Below are 21,067 nucleotides of genomic sequence, written 5' to 3' on the forward strand. Positions count from 1 at the left end.
TGATCTCTTTGTAACCCAACAACATTAACCGCCCTCTTTGGGGCGGCATCCTGTGCCCTTATAGGGCATAAGTGATTTTGCGTGTTTTTCCGTGCAAGTGCAAAGGGACTATTGTCCGTATTACCGCAGGCGGCAGAGAATTTCCCTTAAGTCCGCCAGCCAGGCATCACAAATCGTTAACTGCTCGGCTTCGATATACTCATCCGGCCGGTGCGCCTGTTCGATCGACCCAGGACCGAGAACGACACAAGGGAAGCCCGCCGCGCTGAAGCAGCCGGCCTCGGTGGTGTAGGCAACCGCCTGGCGCGGCTGATCAGGACACAACTCGGCGATATACCGCATCAATGCGCCGTCCTCGGGCGACTCGAACGGCGGACAATCGATCAAGGGCGCGATGTCGATACCGGCCTCCGGTGCTTGGCGCCGCATCTCCTCCGCCAGCGTGGCGGCATAATCCCGCACCGAGTCGATGTAGCGCGACAAAGGTTCGCCAGGAAGCCAGCGGCACTCGAAGACGAACTCGCACTCGCTCGGCACGATATTGGCCGCGCTGCCGCCATGGATGAGCCCCGTCTGAAGCGTGGCGAACGGCACATCGTACAGGGGCCGTGCACGGCCAAACTGCGCTTCGGCGTCGGCCAGCTTGCGGATGTGACCGATGAGCCGCGCCGCGTACTCGATGGCATTGACGCCCAGCGGCGTCAGCGACGAATGCGCCGCGCGCCCGCGCACCCGGCAACGGAAATGGGCAATGCCCTTATGGGCCACCACCGGCCGCATCAACGTCGGCTCGCCGATCACGCATCCCGCCACCGGCACACCGCGCGCAATCAAATCGGACACCAGCCGCGGCACGCCCAGGCACCCCACTTCCTCGTCATAAGACAGCGCGAACCCCACCGGCTGCCACAACCGTCCCGCGGCATGCACAGCCAGCACCGAAGGCAGCCAGGCCAGCACGCAGGCGATAAATCCCTTCATATCCGCCGCCCCGCGGCCGTACAGGCGCCCATCCCGCGCCGTCAACACAAACGGCGGACTCGACCACGCCTGACCATCCACCGGCACCACGTCGCTATGACCGGAAAGAATCAGCGCCGGCCGTTCCGCCGGCCCCAACAGCGCAAACAGATTGGCCTTGGTCCGATCGTCGTTGTAGGTCAGCCGACAATCGACGCCAAGGCCGGCGAGGTACTGGCGCACCCAATCGATCAGCGCCAGGTTGGAATGGCGGCTGGTGGTGTCGAAGGCCACCAGCGTGGTCAGCAAGGCAGAGGAATCGGTCGGCATGGTCGCTCCGTCGCGGACGGCGTGTCGCCGGCCGCTCAACAAGACTGAAAAAGGGCGTGACAGGTTCATATCAACTGGCTATACTCGCTTCCTCTTATGGCGGGTCTCCCCGCATTGCATCGCGGTTCACCTGGTCAGGTCCGGAAGGAAGCAGCCAAAGCCGCATCGTGCAAGTGCCGGGGGTCAGGCTCGCCACCTCTCCCCTTTTTTTGTCTCAAATTATGTCATTTTCTTACGCCATTGCGACATTGGCATAAAATTCCATTGTTCTCAACAATTAGAATCAGCTAACATTGCGTAAAATTACTTAGCCCCAAACCTTCTGAATTTTTACAAAGTTTTGGGATACCCAATTTAGATATTTTGCTAGTGTTAGATTGTCGGTCACCCCGAACAACGACTAGAAAATCGATTCGACTTGCCAATGAGAGGACATCAACATGAAACTGTTCGAAAAAATCACCAATCCGCGTGAAATCCGCCGTAAGCTCGGCCTGAACCAACAAGAGTTCTGGAGCCGCATCGGCGTTACGCAATCCGGTGGCTCGCGCTACGAAAGCGGCCGCAACATGCCCAAGCCGGTACGTGAACTGCTGCGTCTGGTGCATGTCGAGCAGATCGATCTGTCCAAGGTTCGCCGCGAAGACTTCGAAATCGTGGAATACCTGAAAGAGACCCACCCGGACTTGTACAAGAGCCTGCGCAAGGCCGTACGCGCCAAGATGGAGACGCAGGAAAGCGGCGTCGAAGCGCTGCTCGGCTAATTACGCCAACCACGCACGAAAAAAGGCGGGGCGCCTCATGCGCTGCCGCCTTTTTCACGCCCTCGCCATCCGGTCTCACTTGCCGTTATAGCGAACCAGCAAGATCGGCACATCGCACAGCTTGAGCACACCTTCAGCCACACTCCCCATCAATAGGTGCATCACGCCGGTCCAGCCGTGGGTTCCCATGACCACCAGATCGGCACCCCAGGTCGTCGCATCCTCTACCAACACCGAGGCGATCTTATCGCCCCAGCTCTCGAGAATCTTGCATTCCGGCGCGATACCCAGCGCTTGCGCCTTTTCATGGGCTTGCTTGAGCACCAGCTCGCCGGCCTCCTTGACCGACTTCTGCAGCTCCGAAGCATCGAGGAACTCCGTTCCGCCCCAGCCAAACTGCGCCAAGTCCACCACGTGCACCATGCGCACCTGGGCGCCGCACTCGGTCGCCAACTTGCAAGCTTCCGCCAGCGCCAGGTTCGAGGTGTCGCTATCGTCCACCGGCACAAAAATTCGTTGGTACATGATGCCCCTCCTTTGATGGGAGTTACGCTCCCTGCAAATCCAGTCTAGCAAAGCACTCAGCCGGATGATTGATACAGATTAAAACTGTCGATTAGACTAAGCGCCATTTAGCGAGAGATCACGACAATGGCCCGAATACCGCTTAGCCTGCCCGACCCTGTTTTGTTCGAAACGCTGCTCGATGTCCGCATCGGCGATATCAATTATGGCAACCACATGGCAAATGATGCAATTTTAAGATATGCACATGAGGCCAGGTTGCGCTTCCTACAGCAGTACGGCTATAGCGAACTGGACATCGAAGGCTATGGCATCATCATGGCGGACGCCGCCATCAACTACAAGGCGGAAGTCTTTCATGGCATGACCTTGCGCGTAAAACTCGGCATCCGCGACATCTCCCGCCATGGCTTCGACCTTGTCTACCAGGCAGTCGATGACAAGAGCGGTCAAGAAGTGGCAAGATTGAAAACGGGTATCGTCTTTTTCGATTATGCAAACAGAAAAATAGCCCTGATTCCGCCGGCATTCCTGGCGCGCTTTCAGGACAAGGCAGGAGGCGCCAAACCATGAGACCCTACCGAGTCAATTCTCCGCAAGCGATGGCACGTTTCATCGCCATGTTCATGATCACCGACGGCGAAATGGACGAGCGCGAGCTCGACGCGCTGGAAAAGGTGATGGCCTATGACCTTTTGGGCTTAAGCCGCAAACAGTTCACCCAGGTGCTGGTCGATTACTGCGACGACATTTCGGACGAAGCGGAGCAAGACGGCACGATCCACCTGATCGACCGTCAACGCATCGATGCGCTGCTGGAAGAAGTCACCGACCACAGCAAGCAGCTGTTGACCTGCGCGCTGGCGATGGATGTCGCCAAGGCAGACGGCGACATCAGCCCACCCGAGATGGCCTTGCTGCGCCATTTGATGCAATGCTGGGACATCACGCTGACCGATATCGAAGCTGCCATCGTCAAGGCTTCACGTCGGCAGACCGGTGCCGCGGCTCAGGCACAGAATGCCCTGGACTGACGCGATCGACGGCTTCCTGACCACGCTGCGGCGCGAAGGGAAGAGTCCGAACACGGTGGGCGCCTACCAGCGCGACCTGCACGCGTTAGCCGAATTAGCCGATGGCGCGGCGCCAGCCGCGCTGACGGCGGCCAACGTCCGTCATTTTGTCGCAAAACTGCATGCGCGCGGCCTCTCCGGCCGCAGCCTCGGCCGCATGCTATCCGCTTGGCGCGGCCTATTCGACTGGCTGATCGCGCGCGGGCAACACGACGTCAACCCCTGTCTCGGACTGCGCCCCCCGAAGGAAGGGCGGCGGCTGCCGCATGCGCTGGCGGTGGATGCGGCGGCGGCGCTCTTGGACGGCGTCGCGCCGGATTCGCTGCTGGATTGCCGCGATAAGGCGATGTTCGAATTGATGTACTCGTCCGGCTTACGCCTGTCAGAACTGGCCGGACTTGACATCGAGGACGTGGATTTCGACCAAGGGCTCGCCCGGGTGGTCGGCAAGGGCAATAAAACGCGGGTGGTGCCGATTGGCGGCCAAGCGCGCCAAGCACTCCAGGCATGGCTCGCTCAACGGCTGGCGCAAAGCGGCGAGACCGCGCTATTTACCGGCCAGCGCGGACGGCGTCTGGGCGCGCGGCAAATCGAGAAGCGGCTTGACCTCTGGAGCGTGAAGAGCGGCGCGAGCCAGCACGTGCATCCGCACATGCTGCGCCACTCGTTCGCCTCGCACCTGCTGCAATCGTCGGGCGACCTGCGCGCCGTCCAGGAATTGCTCGGCCACGCCAACCTGTCCACCACGCAAATCTACACCAGCCTCGACTACCAGCATTTGGCGCAGGTCTACGACGCGGCTCACCCGCGCGCCAAGCGCCGCAAGGGATCAGACGACTAACGGCGCCGCCTCGATGCGCGCAATCAAACGCGAGAGCGCTCTTTCCACCGTCTGCCGGCGCACCGCCGCGCGATCGCCGTCAAAATGGCAAACGAATGCCTCGCATTCGCCCCCTGCGCCAGCCAACGCGAACCACACCATCCCCACAGGCTTGTCCGGCGAACCGCCGCCCGGCCCCGCCACGCCGGACACCGCGACCGCCCAATGCGCGCCGGCGCGGCGCAATGCGCCGGCGGCCATCTCGCGCACGGTGCGCTCGCTGACGGCGCCCGCCGCGGCGAGCGTTTCCACGCGCACGCCGAGCATGTCCTGCTTGGCTTGGTTGCTATAGGTCACGAATCCATAGCCGAACCAGTCAGACGAGCCGGCAATGTCGGTCAGTGCAGCGCTGATCATGCCGCCCGTGCACGATTCGGCCGTGGCCACCGTCTCGCCGCGCGCGCGCAACGCTTCACCGAGCCTGCGCGCCAAGGCTTCAATGTTTTCCATGACGGCTCCGGAAATGGCCAATCAACCCGTTGGTCGAGCAATCGTGCTCGTGCGCGGGGGCCAACTGCGGCGACAGTTGCGGCAGAATCACCTTCGCCAGCTGCTTGCCGTATTCGACCCCCCATTGATCGAACGAGTTGATGCCCCAGATCACCCCTTGCACGAACACCTTGTGCTCGTACATCGCCATCAGCATGCCCAAGCTATAGGGCGTAATCCGGTCCAGTGCGATGGTATTGGACGGCTGATTACCCGGGAACAGCTTCTGCGGCAGCAGCATGTCGACCATGTCGCCCGGCATGCCGGCCATCTCGGACAACACCTCGCTTTCGGTCTTGCCGTGCATCAATGCCTGGGTTTGCGCCAGGCAATTGGCAACCAGAACTTGATGTTGACTACCCGTCTCGTAATGACTGTTCATCGGCACGATGAAGTCGCAAGGAACAAGCCGCGTCCCCTGATGCAGCAATTGGAAAAAGGCGTGCTGGCTATTGACACCCTCCTCACCCCAGATGACCGGGCCGGTATCGAAATCCAGCCGTTCGCCATAGCGGCCGACGCGCTTGCCGTTCGACTCCATGTCCATTTGCTGGAGATGGGCCGGCAGGCGGCGCAGACCGTGATCGTAAGGCATGATCGCGTGAGTATGCGCACGATAGAACGTGTTGTACCAAACCCCCAGCAGCGCCAACACCACCGGAATATTGCGGATGAACGGCGTTTCGAAGAAATGGCGGTCCATGGCGTGCCCGCCCGCCAGGAACTGACTGAAATGCTCGAAGCCGATCGACAGCATGACCGGCAAGCCGATGGCCGACCAGACCGAATAGCGTCCGCCGACCCAGTCCCAGAACCCGAACATATTGGCCGGATCGATGCCGAAGGCGGCCACCGCCTCGCAATTGGTCGACACGGCGACGAAGTGACGCGCCACCGCGGCCTCGCCGAGCACACCGGTGAGCCACTGCCGGGCGGCATGGGCGTTGAGCAGGGTTTCGGGCGTGGTAAAGGATTTCGAGGCCACGATGAACAGCGTGGATTGCGGATCGAGCGTGCGTAGCGTACGGGCAATGTGCTGGCCATCGACGTTCGAGACGAAGTGCACATTGAGCCGCTCGCTGGCGTACGGCGCGAGCGCCTCCGCCACCACCAACGGCCCTAGATCGGAGCCGCCGATACCGAGGTTGACCACGTCGGTGATCGGCTGGCCGGTGGCGCCGAGCCAGGCACCCTCGCGCACCGCGTTGCTGAAGTCGCGTAGGCGCGCGAGCACGGCATGCACCGCCGGCACCACGTCCGCGCCATCCACCGCCAGGGATGCCTCTGCAGGCATTCGCAGCGCGGTGTGCAGCACGGCGCGATCTTCGCTGACGTTGATGTGCTCACCCTCGCGCATGCGTGCCATCCAACCGGCCAGATCGGCCGCATCGGTCAGGTCGATTAACAGTTCCAGCGTGCGGTCGGTAATGCGGTTCTTCGAATAATCGAGCAGCAAGCCGTCGAGTTCGATGCTGAAACGCTCGAAGCGATGCGGATCGGCCTCGAACAGCTGGCGCATGTGCATATGGCGCGTGGCGCGCTGATGCTGGTGCAGTTTCGCCCAGGCAGAGGAAGTATTGATGTCGTTGCTGCGAATCACAGGCATGCGAAGCGTCCGAAATGAAACCGGCCCCGCTATCGGGGCCAAAAAGCTTATAACTTCAGGAAGTTGTCTCGGTAATAGCGCATTTCCTCAATCGATTCGAGGATGTCCGCCAGCGCCTCGTGCTTGCCCTTCTTCACCACGCCGCGCGCCAAATCAGGCTTCCAGCGCTTACACAGCTCTTTCAGGGTCGAAACGTCCAAATTGCGGTAATGGAAGTGCGTCTCAAGCGTCGGCATCCAGCGCGCCATAAAGCGGCGGTCCTGACAGATGGAGTTGCCGCACATCGGCGAGGTGCGCGGCACCGTGTACTCTTGCAGGAACGCCAGCATCTGCGCTTCGGCGCCCGCCTCGGTCAGCGTGGAAGCACGCACACGCTCGATCAAGCCGGATCGGCCATGCGTGGCCTTGTTCCAGTCGTCCATGCCGTCGAGCACGCTGTCGGGCTGATGCACGACCAGCACCGGCGACTCGGCGACGATATTCAGCTGGCTGTCGGTAATCACGACAGCCAGTTCGATAATCCGGTCGGTATCGGGGTTCAGGCCCGTCATTTCCATGTCGAGCCAGATGAGGTTGTTTTGATCTTGTGCCATACTTACTCGTCTTTGCTAGTATCGAGTCATTTTCCGCTATTGCCGTCTATCCGGCAAACCTCACAAGAAAAGATATTGGATGGCAGCCGTCTTTACCAAGGTATTTTTTGTCGTCGTACTACTGACCTTCTCTCTACGCGTATGGCTGGCCTTACGCCACAGCCGTCACATTGCCGCGCGCCGCGCCGCCGTCCCGGCCGAATTCGCCGCCGACATCACGCTCGAATCGCACCAGCGCGCCGCCGACTATACGCGCGCTAAACTGAGGCTTGGCCTGGTATCCGGCGCGGTCGATCTCGCGCTCCTGCTGGCGTTGACGCTCGGTGGCGGCCTCAATGGGCTCTGGACGCTGGCCAGCCCCCTCGCGAACCACCCCGTCTTGCAGGGCACGGCCTTCATCGCCCTCGTGCTGGCGCTGTCCGGCCTGATCTCGCTGCCGCTGTCTCTGTATGCCACTTTCCGGCTGGAGGCCCGTTTCGGCTTCAACAAGATGACATGGGGCCTGTTTGTGCGCGACGGCATCAAAAGCCTGATGATCGGCGCCATCATCGGCCTGCCGCTCATCGCGCTGGCGTTGTGGCTAATGACCGTTACCGGCCGCCATTGGTGGTTGTGGCTGTGGCTCGTCTGGACCGGTTTTAGCCTATTGATGGTCGTCGTCTACCCCACGGTCATTGCGCCGCTCTTCAACCGCTTTTCGCCATTGGCGGACCAGGCGCTCAAGGCGCGCATCGAAGCGCTGCTCGCCCGCACGGGCTTCCGCAGCCAAGGGGTGTTCGTCATGGACGGCTCCAAGCGATCCAGCCATGGCAATGCCTATTTCACCGGCTTCGGCAGTGCCAAACGCATCGTCTTCTTCGACACGCTGGTCGAACATCTGACCCCGGCGGAAATCGAAGCCGTGCTGGCGCACGAGCTTGGCCACTTCAAGCTGCGTCACGTGCTAAAACGCATCGTCACCACCTTTTTACTGTCCCTGGCCGCGCTGTGGCTGCTCGGTCGACTGATCGACGCCGCCTGGTTCTACCAAGGACTCGGGCTTGCGAGCCAGGGACCGGCACAAGCCTTGCTGCTGTTTTTCCTGGCGCTGCCGGCCTTCACCTTTCCGCTGACCCCGCTGATGAGCCGCCTTTCGCGACGTCACGAGTTCGAAGCCGACGATTTCGCCGCGCGAGAAACCGACGCGCGCGACCTGATCAGCGCACTGGTGAAGCTCTATCGCGATAACGCCGCCACATTGACGCCCGATCCGCTGTATTCGGCGTTCTACGACTCGCACCCGCCCGCCGTGCTGCGCATCGCCCATCTGAAAGGAGAACCGTCATGAGGCTCGCCGACCAACACTGCTCGCCGGACACTGCCCGGCAAACGCCTGACGCCCGCGAGATGGAACGCCTGCTCACCGAGCTGCCGGGTTGGCAGATCGAAGACAAGACGCTGGTTAAGACCTACCGTTTCAGCGACTATCACCGCACGATGGCCTTCGTGAACGCGCTCGCCTGGATTGCCCATCAGCAGGACCACCACCCCGATCTATCGGTGCACTACAACCGCGTGCGCGTGGTCTGGAGCACCCACGATGCCGGCGGCCTCACCCTGAACGATTTTATTTGCGCCGCACGCTGCCAGGCGCTCCAGGCGGACGCCGCATGACCGACGCCCATCAGACTGGACAGATCATTCGCAACCATGGCCGGCGCTTCGTCGTCGAGGCCGACGGACAAGAGTACGATTGCACGACACGCGGCAAGCGCGTCGATTACGCCTGCGGCGACAGGGTACGCTTGCTGGTGCAAAACCGCGAACAAGCGGTGATCGAAAGCGCCGAGCCGCGCCGTAGTTTGTTGTACCGCCAGGATGACTGGCGCACCAAATTGATCGCCGCCAACGTGACCCGCATCCTGTTCGTCACTGCCGCCGTCCCCACTCCAAGCGAAGAACTGCTCAACCGTTGCCTGATCGCCGCCGAGGCGGCCGACATCGAACCGGTCATCGTGGCGAACAAAGCCGACCTGGCCGAAAGTTCAGGCTACCTGGCCAAGCTCGCGCCCTACCAGGCGCTGGGCTATCCGCTCGTCACCCTGTCGGCCAAGCTGGATACCGCCGCGCTGCTACCTTGGCTCGCAGGCCAGACTTCGGTCATGGTCGGCCAATCCGGCATGGGCAAATCGACGTTGACCAACGCCCTGCTTCCCCATGCCCGCGCGCGCACGGCGGAGATCTCCGCTGCGCTCGATTCCGGCCGCCACACCACCACCCATGCCACGCTCTATCATCTTGATGCGCAAAGCGATTTGATCGACTCGCCAGGTCTGCAGGAATTCGGTCTCAGACATCTGCAAGCGACCGATTTGATCCATTATTTTCCCGAAATGCGGCCGCTTATCGGCCAATGCCGGTTCCACAATTGCACCCATCGCGCAGAGCCTGGCTGTGCGGTTAAACAGGCGGCCCAAGATGGGCTGATCATGCCCTTCCGGCTCAACCTGCTGCAACGGTTGACCAGTGAATTAATATAATTTACGGCGAATCATTATGCTTTTATCATGAAATTATAATTAGAACCATCCGTTTACAATTTTTTGCTCCCTCCGTATTCTCTCCCTATAACGAATGAAACAACGCGTTAGATCGTTGCGTAAACCAGGAGGAGAGTAAAGATGACCAAGCGCATTGCATTGGTGACCGGTGGCATGGGCGGCATCGGCACCGCCATTTGCAAGGAATTGGGGCTGGCGGGTCACACCGTGGTCACCACCTACAGCAAACCCGGCAAGGAGGCGGCCTGGCTGGACGAGATGAAGGCACAGGGCCTTGAGGTTCATGCCTACCATTGCGACGTCACCGATTTCGACCTATGCAGCCGCATGGTCGATCAGGTGCACGACGAAATCGGCCCGATCAGCATCCTGGTCAACAACGCCGGCATCACCCGTGACGGCACCTTCCGCAAAATGAATTTCGACGACTGGCACGCCGTGCTGCGCACCAATCTGGATTCGGTATTCAACATGACCCGGCCGGTCATCGAAACCATGATCGAGTGCAACTGGGGCCGCGTGATCAACGTGTCGTCCATCAACGGCCAGAAGGGTCAGTTCGGTCAAACCAACTACTCGGCCGCCAAAGCGGGCATGCATGGCTTCACCATGGCGCTGGCGCAAGAGGTCGCGCGCAAGGGCATCACCGTCAACACGGTATCGCCCGGTTACATCGCCACCGACATGGTGATGGCCGTGCCGGAAGATGTACGCGAAAAGATCGTCGCGCAAATTCCCGTGGGACGGCTGGGCAAACCGGAAGAAATCGCCGCGCTGGTCGCCTTCCTCGCCTCGGACCAAGCGGGCTTCATCACTGGCGCCAATATCGCCATCAACGGCGGCCAGCACACCAAGTAGCATCGCGGCGTCGCGGGAACCTCGCGACGCCGATCTTTTCTATGCTCAACGGCATTCGCCACCACGCGAAACGGAGGGACCATGGCACAGCATCCATCCCTGCGGCGCTGGCTCGAATACTACATGAGCTGCGTCGGCACACTCGGCAATCTGATGTTCTATTTTCAGGCTTACGAAATATTCGACAGCCAGTCCGCAGGCGCCGTCTCGCTGCCCGGTTTCGCCATTAGCGTGGTCGCGCTGTCGAGTTGGATGTTCTACGGCCTGATCATCCACAACGTACCGCTCGTCGTGGCCAATGCGTTCGGGGTCGCCGGCGCGCTGGCGGTGATCTCGGGACTGCTCTACTACACCCCCCCTGACTCGGGTCTATCTGCAAACCTTTTGCGGACAGACCCTACTCGTGCCGTCCAGGCGGAATGGCCGCATCCAGAACGCGCGCGACGCGCGAGCCGAGCCGCATCAAGCGCTCCAGCGTCTGCGGCGACAGCTTCTGCACATCGTCGAACCAGGTATTGAGCAAATCGAGCAGATCGTACAACGCGCGCATCCGCTCGCGCTCGGCGGCCGATGCCACCCCCGCCGTTTCGTCGCGCAGCCCTTCGCGCAAGAACTGTAGCGTCGGTTCGATTTCGCGCCGGCGCTTTTCTTGGGCGAAACGCCGCAAGACCTCCCACGCATCGTCCGGCATGGTAAAGAATTCGCGCCGGTCCCCCGGCTGCGGCGCTTGAAGGATCAAGCGCGCCACCGTCAGCGTCTTGAGACCGGCGCCGACATTGGAGCGCGACAACCCCAGGCTGCCGGCGATCTCATCGGCGTTGAGCGGGCGCGGAGACAGGAACAGCAAGGCGCAGATCTGGCTCGCGGTGCGGCTCAACCCCCAGTCACGCCCCATCTCGCCGAAATGCAGTACCAGGCGCTCGGCTAGCGGCGACAAATTCTTCATGTTCTCGTCATTCCTGATGTTATCGTTATTTCCGGAAATGGCAGGCCGCGACAAGACGAAAAACGCCCCTCGCGCTATTATCTTAGTCTGTTCAATTTGAGTATGACACCATGGCAGAAAACCTGATCATCCAGCACGACGCCGACAAACCCACGCGCTACCAAACGTTGCTGCCGCAAGCTCAGGCGCTGCTCAGCGGCGAAACCGACCTGGTGGCCGGCCTGGCCAATGTGTCCGCCATGCTGAAGATGAGTTTTGATTGGCTATGGGCCGGTTTTTATCTGGTCAAACACGATCAACTGGTGCTCGGTCCATTCCAAGGACCGCTGGCCTGCACCCGCATCGGCCATGGCAAAGGTGTCTGCGGCAGCGCATGGGCGCGCGCGGAAACGCTCGTCGTGCCGGACGTCGACGCGTTTCCGGGGCATATCGCCTGCTCGTCGGACGCGCGCTCGGAAATCGTCGTGCCGTTGTTTGACGCCCGCAAAGAGGTGGCTGGGGTATTGGATATCGATAGCGTCCGTGTCGGGGAATTCGACGCGGTGGATGCGGACTATCTGCAGCAACTCGCGGCGTTGATCACGCCGCTGTTCCGGTAACAAACGGGGAAAGGACCGCCCTTTCCCCTCTCGCACGCCTCAACGGTGAACGACGATGCGCTCCACGTCGCGCAACGCGTTCAGATCGCGTCCGCCGGCGTAACTGATCGACGACTGCAAATCCTCCATCAGCTCGATCAAGAGCTTGCGCATGCTGCCCTTGTATTCGACCAGGATCTTCTTGCCTTCGACGTTGACATAGGCGCCCTTGTTGTACTGCGAGGCGCTGCCGAAATATTCCTTGTAGTGCTTGCCGCTGATTTCAACGATGTTGCCGGCCGATTCGTCATAACCGGCGAACAGCGAACCCGCCATCACCATGGCGGCGCCGCAGGCGATCGCCTTGGCCACGTCGCCATGCTCGACCACGCCGCCATCGGCGATGACCGGCACCTTGACCGCCTGGGCGCAATCCAACGTCGTCGACACCATCGGCCGGTGGAAGCCGGTCTTGTTTTTAGTGATGCACACGCGGCCACCGGCAATGCCGGCCTTGATCGCGTCGCAACCCCAGGCTTCCAGATCGCGCGCCGCTTCGGCCGTGGCAATGTTGCCACCGATCAGGAAGCTCTCCGGGAACATGTCCTTGATCACTTTGATCATGCGCTCCGCCTTGACGCACCAGGCATTGGCGACATCCATGGTAATGAAATCTGGCGTCAGTCCAGCCGCTTTCAGTTCATTGAGCTGTACCAGCGTGTCGTCGTTGACGCCGGTGCTGATCGAGGTGAACAGCCCCTTGTCCTTCATGTCGGCGACAAAGCGCACCACGTCGATCTCGAAGCGATGCATCGTGTAGAACCAACCCTGACGCGCGAAGTATTCGCAGGTATCGGCATCGACCACGCTCTTCATGTTCGAGGCATAAACCGGCATCACAAAGCGATGCTTGCCGAGTACCACGGAGGTATCGCACTCCTTGCGGCTGTCGACGACGGTTTTTTTCGGTACCAGATAAATATCGGCGTAGTTCAGTTCAGTGTTCATGTTCGTGCTCGTCCAAATGCGGGATTGGAAAAAGAGAGGGCCCCAAACAAAAAGGGAGCCGTCATGGCTCCCTTGTTGCAACTTGCCCTGCGCTTCCGGTTGCCGGTCGCACACGCAATTACGGGACGAATCTACGCCGTCGGAAGGCGGCGAGTCAAGCGCCTTTCGACCAAATATCTTCACATCAACAGATTTTGTCGGCAAAAAAACAACGCCCGGCAATCACGCCGGCGTCACTTGTCGCACCAATCGTCGTCTTGTTGCCCAAGCCACTGCAAGATCGGCGCCCAGGCTTCGCGATCGCGCGCGCTGCGGCCCATCGGCAAGTCAAACACACTCAGGCCCTCCGCCGCTGCCTGCACGTACAGTTGCGTGTCGCGCAACCACCCCAGCACCGGAATGTCGTGACCGGAAAGGAAATGCTCCAGATCGCGCGCCGAACGGGTGCGCGGGTCGACGCGCATGCCGACCACGCCCATGAAAACCCGGCTCTTGCGCAGCGCCTTTTCGGCCAAAATCTGCTGAAAGAAATCTTCAGTCGCCCACATATCGAATGGCGACGGCTGAATCGGAACCAGCACGCGATCGACCCGGCGCAACAAAGCCGTGAGCTTCTTGCCATGTAACCCGGCAGCGCTATCGAGCACCATGATCTGCGTGCCGCGCGGCGGCCGGGCCGGTTCGCCGGCCGTCACCTCCCACCCTTGAATCGTCGGCAGCTCATGCGCGCGGCTGGACAGCCAGCGCAATGAGGACTGCTGCCGGTCCACATCGCCCAACATCACCTGACGTCCCGTACTGGCGTAAAATCCGGCCAAATTCGTCGCCAAGGTCGATTTGCCGCTCCCTCCCTTGGGATTGGCCACCAGAATCGATTGCACCATGTCTGCCCCCTGTTCGCCCACTATACCAGAAGCATGGTTTTTCAGAACATTTTGCCCCAATGTCAAGACCTTTTCCCCACAGGAGCGACTGCTGCCTATACTATTAAGGACCCTCTGAACAAGTTATTTACCGCTGCGGCGGCCCCTGGCGGAATGGGGTGCGCGGCGCGGGGCGCAGTGGATGGTCATTCCATCCACAAACCGCGCAACAAAGCAGACCGGCCGCCAGGCGCCGCCCCGAAGGGTTTGGCCAACAACAGGCCGCCTGACGGCGTTGCGCTCCTTGGCATCGCAGAATAACTGCGACCTGCGTCGCGCGCCTTGCATTCGGCCTGTTGTTGACCAAACGCGGCGGCAAATAACTTGTTCAGAGGGTCCTTATGGGTTTTATGCGTATTGGTTTTGCCGGACGCCAGGAATGCTTTGACATCAAAAGGTTGCCGCAGCGTCTCAGCAGCCCCCTAAGCTGAAGAAGAGGGATTTCACCCCTCATCGCAAGGGAGCACACCATGATCGCGCTATTTGTCTCGCTCATCGCCCTTGGGGCGTTGTTGGCACTGGTTGTGGAACATGTCTGGCTCGACGAGGTCTGGCAGGAGAGGCTATCCCATGTCATTCCCGATATTCATCGCGGTTAAGTGACACGGCCTGGTCCATATGATCAACAACTGAACTTCGATAACGAGAATATGTCTCTTCACACGCTGCTTGATACCGCCGCGATCCCCTGGCTGGTGTGCGCGCTCATTGCACTGGGCACCGAGTTCATGACCGGCACGCTGTATCTGCTGGTTTTTGCCATCGCGCTCGCCGGGGGCGGCGTTGCCGCCCTCTTTGCCGCAGAACAATTGTCGCAGTTTCTTGCCGCGAGCCTCGCCGGGATCGTCGCCTTCGCAGCGGTCCTCGCCTGGAAGCGGCGGCAGCCGCCTGTACGACGGCACGCGCAGGATGACCCGGACCTTGGCCAGGAAGTGCGTGTGGTATCGGTTCAGGCCGCCGATCCAAGCCTCGCCCGCGTGTTCTATCGCGGCGCGCAATGGGATGCGCGGCTGATCGATCCGGCGCCGAGCGAGGGTCAAATGGGGTTTATCGTCGGACGTGACGGCAATCTGCTGCACGTCTCCCGCCACTTAACGGAAGGTCAATAACAATATGGAATTCGCCATTGCACTCTTCATCGTCGTCCTGTTGTTCGTGCTGCAGGCCGTGCGCGTCGTGCCGCAACAGCATGCCTACATTCTGGAACGGCTGGGCCGCTTCCATGGAATACTGGCGCCGGGGCTCAACATCATCATTCCCTTCATCGACCGCATTGCCTACCGCCACAACCTGAAGGAGATTCCGCTCGACGTGCCCAGCCAGATCTGCATCACGCGCGACAACACCCAATTGAAGGTCGACGGCATTCTGTACTTCCAGGTCACCGACCCGCAGCGCGCCTCGTACGGCTCAAGCGACTACGTACTGGCGATTTCCCAGCTAGCCCAGACCACACTGCGTTCCGTCATCGGCAAGATGGAGCTGGACAAGACCTTCGAGGAACGCGACGAGATCAATAGCTCGGTCGTTGCCGCTTTGGACGAGGCCGCCATCAGCTGGGGCGTGAAAGTGCTGCGCTACGAAATCAAGGATCTGGTGCCACCGCAGGAAATCCTGCACGCCATGCAAGCACAGATCACCGCCGAACGCGGCAAACGTGCCCGCATCGCCGAATCCGAAGGACGCAAGATGGAGCAGATCAACCTGGCCACCGGCGCACGCGAGGCCGCCATCCAGGAATCCGAAGGCCGGCGCCAGGCCGCCATCAATCAAGCGCAAGGCCAAGCCGAGGCGTTACGCCTGGTGGCCGACGCCACCGCCGAGGCGTTGACGCGGGTCGGGGCCGCCATCGGCAAGGAAGGCGGCATGGCCGCGGTCAACCTCAAGGTCGCCGAACAGTACGTCGCCGCCTTCAGCCAACTGGCCAAGGAAGGCAACACGGTGATCATGCCGGCCAACGTTGCCGACATGGGCGGACTGATCGCCAGCGCGATGCGCATCGTCAAGGAAACGAACCGCTAAGCAGGGCGCAGCCGGGCCAGCGCTTGAATTGCTGACCGGCTGCCGCCATAATCACCGAATACCAATTGCTGCGCCGCCAATGAAATTCTTATCCGACCTATTTCCGGTACTGCTTTTTTTCGCGGTTTACTCCTTCAGCCGCAATATCTACCTGGCCACTTCCGCCGCGATTGCCGCCACCGCCCTGCAGGTCGTCTGGTCGCTGATCCGTCACCGCAAGGTCGACACCATGCTATGGGTCAGCTTTGCCCTGATCGTCGTGCTGGGCGGCGCCACTCTGCTGCTGCATGACAAGCACTTCATCATGTGGAAGCCGACCGTGCTGTATTGGATCATGGGGGGCGGCCTGCTGATCGGGCAGATGGCGGGCAAAAACGGCATCCGCGCAATGATCGGCAAGCAAGTCGAATTGCCGGATACCGTATGGCGCAAACTCTGTTACGCCTGGTCGGCATTTTTCCTGCTGGTGGGCGCAATCAATCTGTTCGTCGCCTACCGCTTCAGCGAAGCGGTATGGGTCAACTTCAAAATGTTTGGCGTGCTCGGCCTCTTGGTCGTGTTCGCCATCGCGCAGAGCTTGGCTTTGTCGCGCTACGTCAAGGAAGACTGACATGCTGTACGCCATCATGGCCCGCGATGCCGCAGATTCCCTTCCGGCGCGCCTCGCTGCGCGGCCGGCCCACCTGGCGCGGCTCACCGTGCTGCAGGAGCAGGGCCGGTTGATCGTGGCCGGGCCCTTTCCGGCAATCGACGCCAGCGACCCTGGCCCCGCCGGCTTTAGCGGCAGCCTGATCGTCGCCGAATTCGATAGTTTGGACGCCGCGCGCCAGTGGGCCGATGCCGACCCGTACGTGGCCGCCGGCGTCTATGCCGGGGTGGAAGTCAAGCCCTGGCGCAAGGTGTTTCCCGCATGAGCGACACCTTGGCCCAGATGGAACAACGCCTGGCCGCTTTGGCGCCGTCGCGGCTCGATATTCGCGACGATAGCCAGCTGCATGCGGGCCATGCCGGCGCACGCGCCGGCGGCGGGCATTACCATCTCACGATTACCAGTACGCAATTTAGCGGCTTAAGCCGCGTGGCAAGGCATCGCCTGGTCTATCAAACACTTGGCGATCTGATGCAAACCCGGATTCATGCGCTAGCGATCGATGCGCTGGCTCCCGACGAATCCTGAATACAACTCAAGGGGTAACCAATGAAACGCACTAAACTGGCCAGTCTTCTGATTGCCGCCGCCATCTGCCTGCCGAGCTTGGCCATGGCGGAGTCCGTCGCCATCGTCAATGGCACGCCGATCGACAAAACCAAGGTCGACCAGGTCATTGCCCAGATCATCAAGAACAGCAATGGCCAGGCGCAGGACACCCCGGCGCTGCGCGAAAAGATCAAGAATTCGCTGATCAACCAGGAGCTGGCGCTGCAAGAAGCGAAACGCCGTGGCCTGGACAAGTCCGCCGACGTGCAAGACCAAATCGCGCAGGCCTCCAACAGCATTCTGCAAGAAGCGCTGGCCGCCGATATCATCAAGCAGCACCCGATTGACGACGCCGCGGTGAAAACGCGCTACGACGCCTTTGCCGCCAAGATCAGCGGTTCGACCGACATGCACCTGCAGCAGATCGTCGTTACCAGCGAAGCCGACGCCAAGAAAGTGGTTGCCGACCTGAAGAAACCGGGCGCGCGCTTCGATCAGCTGGCCAAGGCCCGCTCGATCGACCCGGCCGCCAAGGAATCCGGCGGGGAAATGGGCATCCTCAACAGCACCAATATGCCGCCGGTGCTGGCTGATGGCGTGAAGAGCCTGAAGGCGGGCCAAGTCACCGTCATCTCGGCGGGCAACCTGTGGCACGTGGTCAAGCTGGTCGAAGCCCGTCCGGCCAAGCCCGCGCCGCTGGATCAACTGAAGCCGCAAATCGTGCGCCAGCTGCAGGAAGAAGAGATCGATCAGGCCATCACCTCCCTGCGCACCCAGGCCAAAATCCAATAACGGAGCACTCGGAATACCCATGAAAAAAACACTCATCGCAGGCGCACTTGCCTGCGCGCTCGCCGCCGCCGCGACGTTGGCCGCCGACATTCAAGTCAACGGCACGCCGATTTCCCAGACCCGCATCGACGCCGTCACCAAGATGATGAACGCGCAAGCGCAGTCGCAAGGCCAGCAGGCCGACCCGCGCATGCCGGACATGGTTAAGCAGCAATTGATCACGGCCGAGGTGTTGAGCCAAGAAGCGAAGCGCGAAGGCATCGACAAGCAGGCCGACGTGCGCGCCGAAATCGATAACGCTGAAGCGATGACGCTGGCCAATCACCTGATCCAGCAATACGTGGCCGCCCACCCGGTCAGCGACAGCGACGTCAAGGCCGAGTACGACCGGCTCAAAGCCGCCACGCCGCCGAAGAAGAGCTACCATGCTCAGCACATTCTGGTGAAGACCGAGGCCGAAGCCAACGCCATTCTGTCCGCGCTCAAGAAGGGCAAGCCGTTTGCCCAGCTGGCAAAGGAAAAATCGCTCGACCCGGGCAGCAAGGCGACCGGCGGCGACCTGGGCTGGAACGATGCCGAGACCTTTGTCGGCCCGTTTGGCGACGCACTGACCAAGCTCGCGAAGGGGCAAATCACCAGCAAGCCGGTTCAGACCCAATACGGCTGGCACATCATCAAGCTCGATGACGTGCGCACCGAGGCCTTCCCGGAAATGGACGCACTGCGCCCGCAACTGGAGCAACAGCTGCAATCGCAGCACATCGAGAAATACATTGCCGATCTGAAGGCCAAGGCCAAGATTCAGCAATAATTACCCACCCGGGTGCGCGCGAGCCGCGTCTTGGCGACAAGACGCGGCTCGACGTTTATTCCCGATCGGCAAATGCCGACGGCGTCACCCCGTGCAAACGACGAAACGCCTGAATGAAGGCGCTGGCACTGCGATACCCCACAGTCAGCGCCACCTCCGTCACCGGCCGGCCTTCCATCAACATCGCCAGCGCGCGCCAAACACGCAGCTGTTGCCGCCACTCGCCGAAGCCTAAGCCGGTTTCCGCGCGAAAATGACGGATGAACGTACTGCGCGACATCTCCGCCCGCGCCGCCCAAACCGCCAAATCCGCCGCATCGTCCGGCATCGCCAGCAATGCCTCGGCCACGCGCCGCAAACGGCGATCCACGGGCAAAGGCACTCCCGCCGCCACCGAGGGGGCATGCGCGAGCGCATCGGCCAGTACGAGCGCGTATAGCGCCCGCCGCCGCCACGGCATTGCCGGGTCCGATATCCGTGCCAACGCCTCCTGCGTCAGCGCGGTCATCCGCACCACCTTGAGCGTCGCCGGCGCGCGACGGCAGAAACCACCCGCGTCGACATAGACCATCTCTCCCTCGACCGCGGCCGGATAGTCCGCCTCATGCGCACAGCGCGGCGGCACCCAGCCCAGACAGCCCGCGGGCACCAGCCAACGCGTCCCGCCAGTCTGCACCTGCACCGTTCCTGTGCGCACCACGAACAATTGCCCGGCGTCATGGCTATGCTGGCCGGTGCGCTGGGCGCGCGCATGCCGCAAAGGGGTCACGGTGAGCACGGACATATTGATCCGATAAAGATATTTATTGAGAAAATACAGAAATTATTGCAATCGCGGTAGGCAGACAATGGCGTTTCCATCCCTGTTACCGAGGACATTCTCATGGACCTACGTCAAATTGTCGTCGACGCATTACAGGCCGTTCTGTGCCGCCAGGCCGATCCGGCGGATTACTTCTCGCCCGACTACCGCCAACAAGTCGACGGCCGGCTGCTCGACTATGCGGCTTTCACTCGTCATCTGGACACACTGCGGCAACATGTGGCCACATTCTCCATTCGCTTCGACCAGTTGATCGTGGAAGCGGATAAAGTGGTCAGCGTCCACTACACTACGATCGTCAAACACGACGGCACACGCGCCGAATATAAAGTCATCGCCATTTTCACCGTCGCGGCAGGACGCATCGTGCGCTGCGAGGAGTTGACATACATGCTGGAGGGAGAGCCCCAGGAACGCGACCTGGGTTCACGCTGACTCACACCTCGTCGTCGTCCCACGGCGGAGACCGCTTGTCGAGGAAGGCCTTCACGCCAAGGCGCAGCTCCTCGCCGCCGACCGCCTGCAGATAGGCCAACCGCGCCTGCTGCAGGTGCTCGTCGCGCGACTGCTGCGGCGCGGCATCGATCAGTCCTTGCGCCAACGCCACCGCCTGTGGCCCTTGCCGCGCGACCTTCTCCGCCAGACTGATCGCGACGATCTTGGCGAAGCCGGCATCGACCACTTCCTCAACGAGCCCGATTTGGCAGGCGCGTTCCGCATCCACGCTCTCTCCGGCCAGCACCAGACGCCGAGCCCATGCCTGCCCCACCTTGTCGGTCAAGCGCTTGATACCGCCCGCGCCGGAAATCAGCCCGACCCGCGCCTGCGGCATACCCAGCATGGCACCGCGTTCGGCGACGATGAAATGGCACGACAAGGCACACTCGAGACCGGCGCCCAGCGCAAAGCCATTGACCGCCGCCACGGTCACACCGTGGAAGGCGCGCAATCCCTGGCAGACGTCGATCAAGGCGTCGAGCAGCGCCTCGGCCTGAACCGGGTCGCCGGTTGCCAGCAACGTCAACGACAAGCCGGCGGAAAAAAAGGTATCCCCCGCGCCGGTCAGCACCAACGCGCGAATCGATGCATCCGCTTGCAATGCCGTCAGTTGCGCTGAAAGTGCTTGCAGACTGTCGACCGTCATCAGATTGGCTGGCGGATGGTTCATCGTAACGATGGCCGTGTGGCCCAGGTACTCGAGCGTCAGCAGTGGCGTCATAGTCTGCCTGCCTTAAGCGCCGGCAAGCGGCGGAAGGTTCACCTGATTTGTTTCTAGCCGTCAACCACGCAAATGCAACAAGAATTTATTTCAATCAGTTTTATGACAATGGGAAATAATATCGACCGC

The 21,067-nt window shown here is 61.1% G+C and carries 28 protein-coding genes and 1 other RNA gene; 19 read left to right on the plus strand and 10 right to left on the minus strand.

What is annotated here, in order from left to right; genetic code table 11:
- Positions 1-120: 120 nt before the first annotated feature.
- Complete coding sequence (gene argE / locus JOZ06_RS03565; RefSeq protein ID WP_293228714.1) at positions 121-1,290, minus strand: acetylornithine deacetylase; 1,170 nt, start codon at positions 1,288-1,290, stop codon at positions 121-123.
- A 98-nt stretch (positions 1,291-1,388) separates the two neighbouring features.
- On the opposite strand from argE, the gene ffs reads away from it, so the two are divergent.
- Together ffs and JOZ06_RS03575 are read left to right on the plus strand one after the other, a co-directional pair.
- An RNA gene (gene ffs / locus JOZ06_RS03570) (signal recognition particle sRNA small type) lies at positions 1,389-1,487 on the plus strand.
- Between the two features lie 243 nt (positions 1,488-1,730).
- A complete protein-coding gene (locus tag JOZ06_RS03575) occupies positions 1,731-2,054 on the plus strand; it encodes a helix-turn-helix domain-containing protein (RefSeq protein ID WP_293228716.1) in 324 nt (107 codons plus the stop codon).
- A 75-nt stretch (positions 2,055-2,129) separates the two neighbouring features.
- Here the strand turns inward: JOZ06_RS03575 and JOZ06_RS03580 are convergent, their stop codons facing one another.
- Entirely contained in the window at positions 2,130-2,579 is a 450-nt protein-coding gene (locus JOZ06_RS03580; RefSeq protein WP_293228718.1) for a universal stress protein, read from the minus strand.
- Positions 2,580-2,705: 126 nt separating this feature from the next.
- Between JOZ06_RS03580 and JOZ06_RS03585 the strand changes: the two genes are divergently transcribed.
- From JOZ06_RS03585 to xerC, 3 genes are read left to right on the plus strand one after another with little or no spacing between them, the layout of a single operon-like run.
- Positions 2,706-3,152, plus strand: coding sequence for a thioesterase family protein (locus JOZ06_RS03585; RefSeq protein ID WP_293228721.1), 447 nt, complete (start codon positions 2,706-2,708; stop codon positions 3,150-3,152).
- The gene (locus JOZ06_RS03590) at positions 3,149-3,613 is read left to right on the plus strand and encodes a hypothetical protein (protein ID WP_293228724.1); all 465 of its coding nucleotides are present in this window, start codon (positions 3,149-3,151) and stop codon (positions 3,611-3,613) included. Before JOZ06_RS03585 ends, JOZ06_RS03590 begins: the two co-directional genes overlap by 4 nt.
- Positions 3,600-4,493 carry a tyrosine recombinase XerC gene (gene xerC, locus JOZ06_RS03595; RefSeq protein WP_293228727.1) on the plus strand — a complete coding sequence of 298 codons (894 nt, stop codon included), beginning with the start codon at positions 3,600-3,602 and terminating at the stop codon, positions 4,491-4,493. The genes JOZ06_RS03590 and xerC overlap by 14 nt, the downstream gene beginning before the upstream one ends.
- On the opposite strand, the gene pncC is transcribed toward xerC, so the two are convergent.
- The 3 genes from pncC to orn are packed head-to-tail and all read right to left on the minus strand — an operon-like array spanning position 4,482 to position 7,220.
- The gene (gene pncC, locus JOZ06_RS03600; RefSeq protein WP_293228730.1) at positions 4,482-4,982 is read right to left on the minus strand and encodes a nicotinamide-nucleotide amidase; all 501 of its coding nucleotides are present in this window, start codon (positions 4,980-4,982) and stop codon (positions 4,482-4,484) included. The genes xerC and pncC overlap by 12 nt on opposite strands.
- Entirely contained in the window at positions 4,969-6,627 is a 1,659-nt protein-coding gene (gene pgi / locus JOZ06_RS03605; protein WP_293228733.1) for a glucose-6-phosphate isomerase, read from the minus strand. The genes pncC and pgi overlap by 14 nt, the downstream gene beginning before the upstream one ends.
- Before the next feature lie 47 nt (positions 6,628-6,674).
- Entirely contained in the window at positions 6,675-7,220 is a 546-nt protein-coding gene (gene orn, locus JOZ06_RS03610; RefSeq protein WP_293228735.1) for an oligoribonuclease, read from the minus strand.
- 79 nt (positions 7,221-7,299) lie between these two features.
- Between orn and JOZ06_RS03615 the strand changes: the two genes are divergently transcribed.
- The 4 genes from JOZ06_RS03615 (at position 7,300) to JOZ06_RS03630 (ending at position 10,618) form a co-directional block, all read left to right on the plus strand.
- The gene (locus JOZ06_RS03615; protein WP_293228737.1) at positions 7,300-8,547 is read left to right on the plus strand and encodes a M48 family metallopeptidase; all 1,248 of its coding nucleotides are present in this window, start codon (positions 7,300-7,302) and stop codon (positions 8,545-8,547) included.
- A complete protein-coding gene (locus JOZ06_RS03620; RefSeq protein ID WP_293228739.1) occupies positions 8,544-8,873 on the plus strand; it encodes a 4a-hydroxytetrahydrobiopterin dehydratase in 330 nt (109 codons plus the stop codon). The genes JOZ06_RS03615 and JOZ06_RS03620 overlap by 4 nt, the downstream gene beginning before the upstream one ends.
- A complete protein-coding gene (rsgA, locus tag JOZ06_RS03625) occupies positions 8,870-9,739 on the plus strand; it encodes a ribosome small subunit-dependent GTPase A (protein WP_293228740.1) in 870 nt (289 codons plus the stop codon). Before JOZ06_RS03620 ends, rsgA begins: the two co-directional genes overlap by 4 nt.
- 141 nt (positions 9,740-9,880) lie before the next feature.
- Complete coding sequence (locus JOZ06_RS03630; RefSeq protein ID WP_293228741.1) at positions 9,881-10,618, plus strand: beta-ketoacyl-ACP reductase; 738 nt, start codon at positions 9,881-9,883, stop codon at positions 10,616-10,618.
- 397 nt (positions 10,619-11,015) lie between these two features.
- Here the strand turns inward: JOZ06_RS03630 and JOZ06_RS03635 are convergent, their stop codons facing one another.
- Positions 11,016-11,564, minus strand: a complete 549-nt coding sequence (locus tag JOZ06_RS03635; protein ID WP_293228743.1) for a MarR family transcriptional regulator — start codon at positions 11,562-11,564, stop codon at positions 11,016-11,018.
- A 110-nt stretch (positions 11,565-11,674) separates the two neighbouring features.
- Between JOZ06_RS03635 and JOZ06_RS03640 the strand changes: the two genes are divergently transcribed.
- The gene (locus tag JOZ06_RS03640) at positions 11,675-12,163 is read left to right on the plus strand and encodes a GAF domain-containing protein (protein WP_293228745.1); all 489 of its coding nucleotides are present in this window, start codon (positions 11,675-11,677) and stop codon (positions 12,161-12,163) included.
- Positions 12,164-12,202: 39 nt separating this feature from the next.
- Here JOZ06_RS03640 and JOZ06_RS03645 read toward each other — a convergent pair whose 3' ends face one another.
- Positions 12,203-13,150, minus strand: a complete 948-nt coding sequence (locus JOZ06_RS03645) for a GMP reductase (RefSeq protein WP_293228748.1) — start codon at positions 13,148-13,150, stop codon at positions 12,203-12,205.
- 233 nt (positions 13,151-13,383) lie between these two features.
- Positions 13,384-14,034, minus strand: a complete 651-nt coding sequence (locus tag JOZ06_RS03650; protein WP_293228750.1) for a ParA family protein — start codon at positions 14,032-14,034, stop codon at positions 13,384-13,386.
- Between the two features lie 509 nt (positions 14,035-14,543).
- Here JOZ06_RS03650 and JOZ06_RS03655 point away from each other — a divergent pair.
- The 8 genes from JOZ06_RS03655 to JOZ06_RS03690 all read left to right on the plus strand — a co-directional run bounded on the left by JOZ06_RS03655 (position 14,544) and on the right by JOZ06_RS03690 (position 18,896).
- Positions 14,544-14,672: a hypothetical protein gene (locus JOZ06_RS03655; protein WP_293228752.1), complete on the plus strand. Its 129-nt coding sequence runs from the start codon at positions 14,544-14,546 to the stop codon at positions 14,670-14,672.
- Between the two features lie 51 nt (positions 14,673-14,723).
- A complete protein-coding gene (locus tag JOZ06_RS03660; protein WP_293228754.1) occupies positions 14,724-15,182 on the plus strand; it encodes an NfeD family protein in 459 nt (152 codons plus the stop codon).
- A gap of 4 nt (positions 15,183-15,186) precedes the next feature.
- The gene (locus JOZ06_RS03665; protein ID WP_293228757.1) at positions 15,187-16,095 is read left to right on the plus strand and encodes a stomatin-like protein; all 909 of its coding nucleotides are present in this window, start codon (positions 15,187-15,189) and stop codon (positions 16,093-16,095) included.
- A 79-nt stretch (positions 16,096-16,174) separates the two neighbouring features.
- Positions 16,175-16,705: a septation protein A gene (locus JOZ06_RS03670; protein WP_293228760.1), complete on the plus strand. Its 531-nt coding sequence runs from the start codon at positions 16,175-16,177 to the stop codon at positions 16,703-16,705.
- 1 nt (position 16,706) lies between these two features.
- Positions 16,707-17,009 (plus strand): YciI family protein, encoded by a 303-nt coding sequence (locus JOZ06_RS03675; RefSeq protein ID WP_293228763.1) that lies wholly within the window; start codon positions 16,707-16,709, stop codon positions 17,007-17,009.
- Positions 17,006-17,272, plus strand: a complete 267-nt coding sequence (locus tag JOZ06_RS03680) for a BolA family protein (RefSeq protein WP_293228766.1) — start codon at positions 17,006-17,008, stop codon at positions 17,270-17,272. Before JOZ06_RS03675 ends, JOZ06_RS03680 begins: the two co-directional genes overlap by 4 nt.
- A 21-nt stretch (positions 17,273-17,293) precedes the next feature.
- The gene (locus tag JOZ06_RS03685; RefSeq protein WP_293228769.1) at positions 17,294-18,085 is read left to right on the plus strand and encodes a peptidyl-prolyl cis-trans isomerase; all 792 of its coding nucleotides are present in this window, start codon (positions 17,294-17,296) and stop codon (positions 18,083-18,085) included.
- 19 nt (positions 18,086-18,104) lie between these two features.
- Entirely contained in the window at positions 18,105-18,896 is a 792-nt protein-coding gene (locus JOZ06_RS03690; RefSeq protein ID WP_293228772.1) for a peptidylprolyl isomerase, read from the plus strand.
- A gap of 55 nt (positions 18,897-18,951) precedes the next feature.
- Here JOZ06_RS03690 and JOZ06_RS03695 read toward each other — a convergent pair whose 3' ends face one another.
- Positions 18,952-19,680, minus strand: a complete 729-nt coding sequence (locus JOZ06_RS03695) for an AraC family transcriptional regulator (RefSeq protein WP_293228774.1) — start codon at positions 19,678-19,680, stop codon at positions 18,952-18,954.
- Between the two features lie 99 nt (positions 19,681-19,779).
- On the opposite strand from JOZ06_RS03695, the gene JOZ06_RS03700 reads away from it, so the two are divergent.
- The gene (locus JOZ06_RS03700; protein WP_293228777.1) at positions 19,780-20,154 is read left to right on the plus strand and encodes a nuclear transport factor 2 family protein; all 375 of its coding nucleotides are present in this window, start codon (positions 19,780-19,782) and stop codon (positions 20,152-20,154) included.
- 1 nt (position 20,155) lies between these two features.
- Here JOZ06_RS03700 and JOZ06_RS03705 read toward each other — a convergent pair whose 3' ends face one another.
- Positions 20,156-20,938 carry an enoyl-CoA hydratase-related protein gene (locus JOZ06_RS03705; RefSeq protein ID WP_293228780.1) on the minus strand — a complete coding sequence of 261 codons (783 nt, stop codon included), beginning with the start codon at positions 20,936-20,938 and terminating at the stop codon, positions 20,156-20,158.
- Between the last annotated feature and the right edge of the window lie 129 nt (positions 20,939-21,067).

It is taken from the genome of Paludibacterium sp., assembly GCF_019232825.1.
Lineage (GTDB): Bacteria > Pseudomonadota > Gammaproteobacteria > Burkholderiales > Chromobacteriaceae > Paludibacterium.

Coding starts and splice junctions, on each gene's coding strand:
- argE (WP_293228714.1), bottom strand. CDS start 1,290: ATGCCGACCGATTCCTCTGCCTTGCTGACCACGCTGGTGGCCTTCGAC.
- JOZ06_RS03575 (WP_293228716.1), top strand. CDS start 1,731: ATGAAACTGTTCGAAAAAATCACCAATCCGCGTGAAATCCGCCGTAAG.
- JOZ06_RS03580 (WP_293228718.1), bottom strand. CDS start 2,579: ATGTACCAACGAATTTTTGTGCCGGTGGACGATAGCGACACCTCGAAC.
- JOZ06_RS03585 (WP_293228721.1), top strand. CDS start 2,706: ATGGCCCGAATACCGCTTAGCCTGCCCGACCCTGTTTTGTTCGAAACG.
- JOZ06_RS03590 (WP_293228724.1), top strand. CDS start 3,149: ATGAGACCCTACCGAGTCAATTCTCCGCAAGCGATGGCACGTTTCATC.
- xerC (WP_293228727.1), top strand. CDS start 3,600: ATGCCCTGGACTGACGCGATCGACGGCTTCCTGACCACGCTGCGGCGC.
- pncC (WP_293228730.1), bottom strand. CDS start 4,982: ATGGAAAACATTGAAGCCTTGGCGCGCAGGCTCGGTGAAGCGTTGCGC.
- pgi (WP_293228733.1), bottom strand. CDS start 6,627: ATGCCTGTGATTCGCAGCAACGACATCAATACTTCCTCTGCCTGGGCG.
- orn (WP_293228735.1), bottom strand. CDS start 7,220: ATGGCACAAGATCAAAACAACCTCATCTGGCTCGACATGGAAATGACG.
- JOZ06_RS03615 (WP_293228737.1), top strand. CDS start 7,300: ATGGCAGCCGTCTTTACCAAGGTATTTTTTGTCGTCGTACTACTGACC.
- JOZ06_RS03620 (WP_293228739.1), top strand. CDS start 8,544: ATGAGGCTCGCCGACCAACACTGCTCGCCGGACACTGCCCGGCAAACG.
- rsgA (WP_293228740.1), top strand. CDS start 8,870: ATGACCGACGCCCATCAGACTGGACAGATCATTCGCAACCATGGCCGG.
- JOZ06_RS03630 (WP_293228741.1), top strand. CDS start 9,881: ATGACCAAGCGCATTGCATTGGTGACCGGTGGCATGGGCGGCATCGGC.
- JOZ06_RS03635 (WP_293228743.1), bottom strand. CDS start 11,564: ATGAAGAATTTGTCGCCGCTAGCCGAGCGCCTGGTACTGCATTTCGGC.
- JOZ06_RS03640 (WP_293228745.1), top strand. CDS start 11,675: ATGGCAGAAAACCTGATCATCCAGCACGACGCCGACAAACCCACGCGC.
- JOZ06_RS03645 (WP_293228748.1), bottom strand. CDS start 13,150: ATGAACACTGAACTGAACTACGCCGATATTTATCTGGTACCGAAAAAA.
- JOZ06_RS03650 (WP_293228750.1), bottom strand. CDS start 14,034: ATGGTGCAATCGATTCTGGTGGCCAATCCCAAGGGAGGGAGCGGCAAA.
- JOZ06_RS03655 (WP_293228752.1), top strand. CDS start 14,544: ATGATCGCGCTATTTGTCTCGCTCATCGCCCTTGGGGCGTTGTTGGCA.
- JOZ06_RS03660 (WP_293228754.1), top strand. CDS start 14,724: ATGTCTCTTCACACGCTGCTTGATACCGCCGCGATCCCCTGGCTGGTG.
- JOZ06_RS03665 (WP_293228757.1), top strand. CDS start 15,187: ATGGAATTCGCCATTGCACTCTTCATCGTCGTCCTGTTGTTCGTGCTG.
- JOZ06_RS03670 (WP_293228760.1), top strand. CDS start 16,175: ATGAAATTCTTATCCGACCTATTTCCGGTACTGCTTTTTTTCGCGGTT.
- JOZ06_RS03675 (WP_293228763.1), top strand. CDS start 16,707: ATGCTGTACGCCATCATGGCCCGCGATGCCGCAGATTCCCTTCCGGCG.
- JOZ06_RS03680 (WP_293228766.1), top strand. CDS start 17,006: ATGAGCGACACCTTGGCCCAGATGGAACAACGCCTGGCCGCTTTGGCG.
- JOZ06_RS03685 (WP_293228769.1), top strand. CDS start 17,294: ATGAAACGCACTAAACTGGCCAGTCTTCTGATTGCCGCCGCCATCTGC.
- JOZ06_RS03690 (WP_293228772.1), top strand. CDS start 18,105: ATGAAAAAAACACTCATCGCAGGCGCACTTGCCTGCGCGCTCGCCGCC.
- JOZ06_RS03695 (WP_293228774.1), bottom strand. CDS start 19,680: ATGTCCGTGCTCACCGTGACCCCTTTGCGGCATGCGCGCGCCCAGCGC.
- JOZ06_RS03700 (WP_293228777.1), top strand. CDS start 19,780: ATGGACCTACGTCAAATTGTCGTCGACGCATTACAGGCCGTTCTGTGC.
- JOZ06_RS03705 (WP_293228780.1), bottom strand. CDS start 20,938: ATGACGCCACTGCTGACGCTCGAGTACCTGGGCCACACGGCCATCGTT.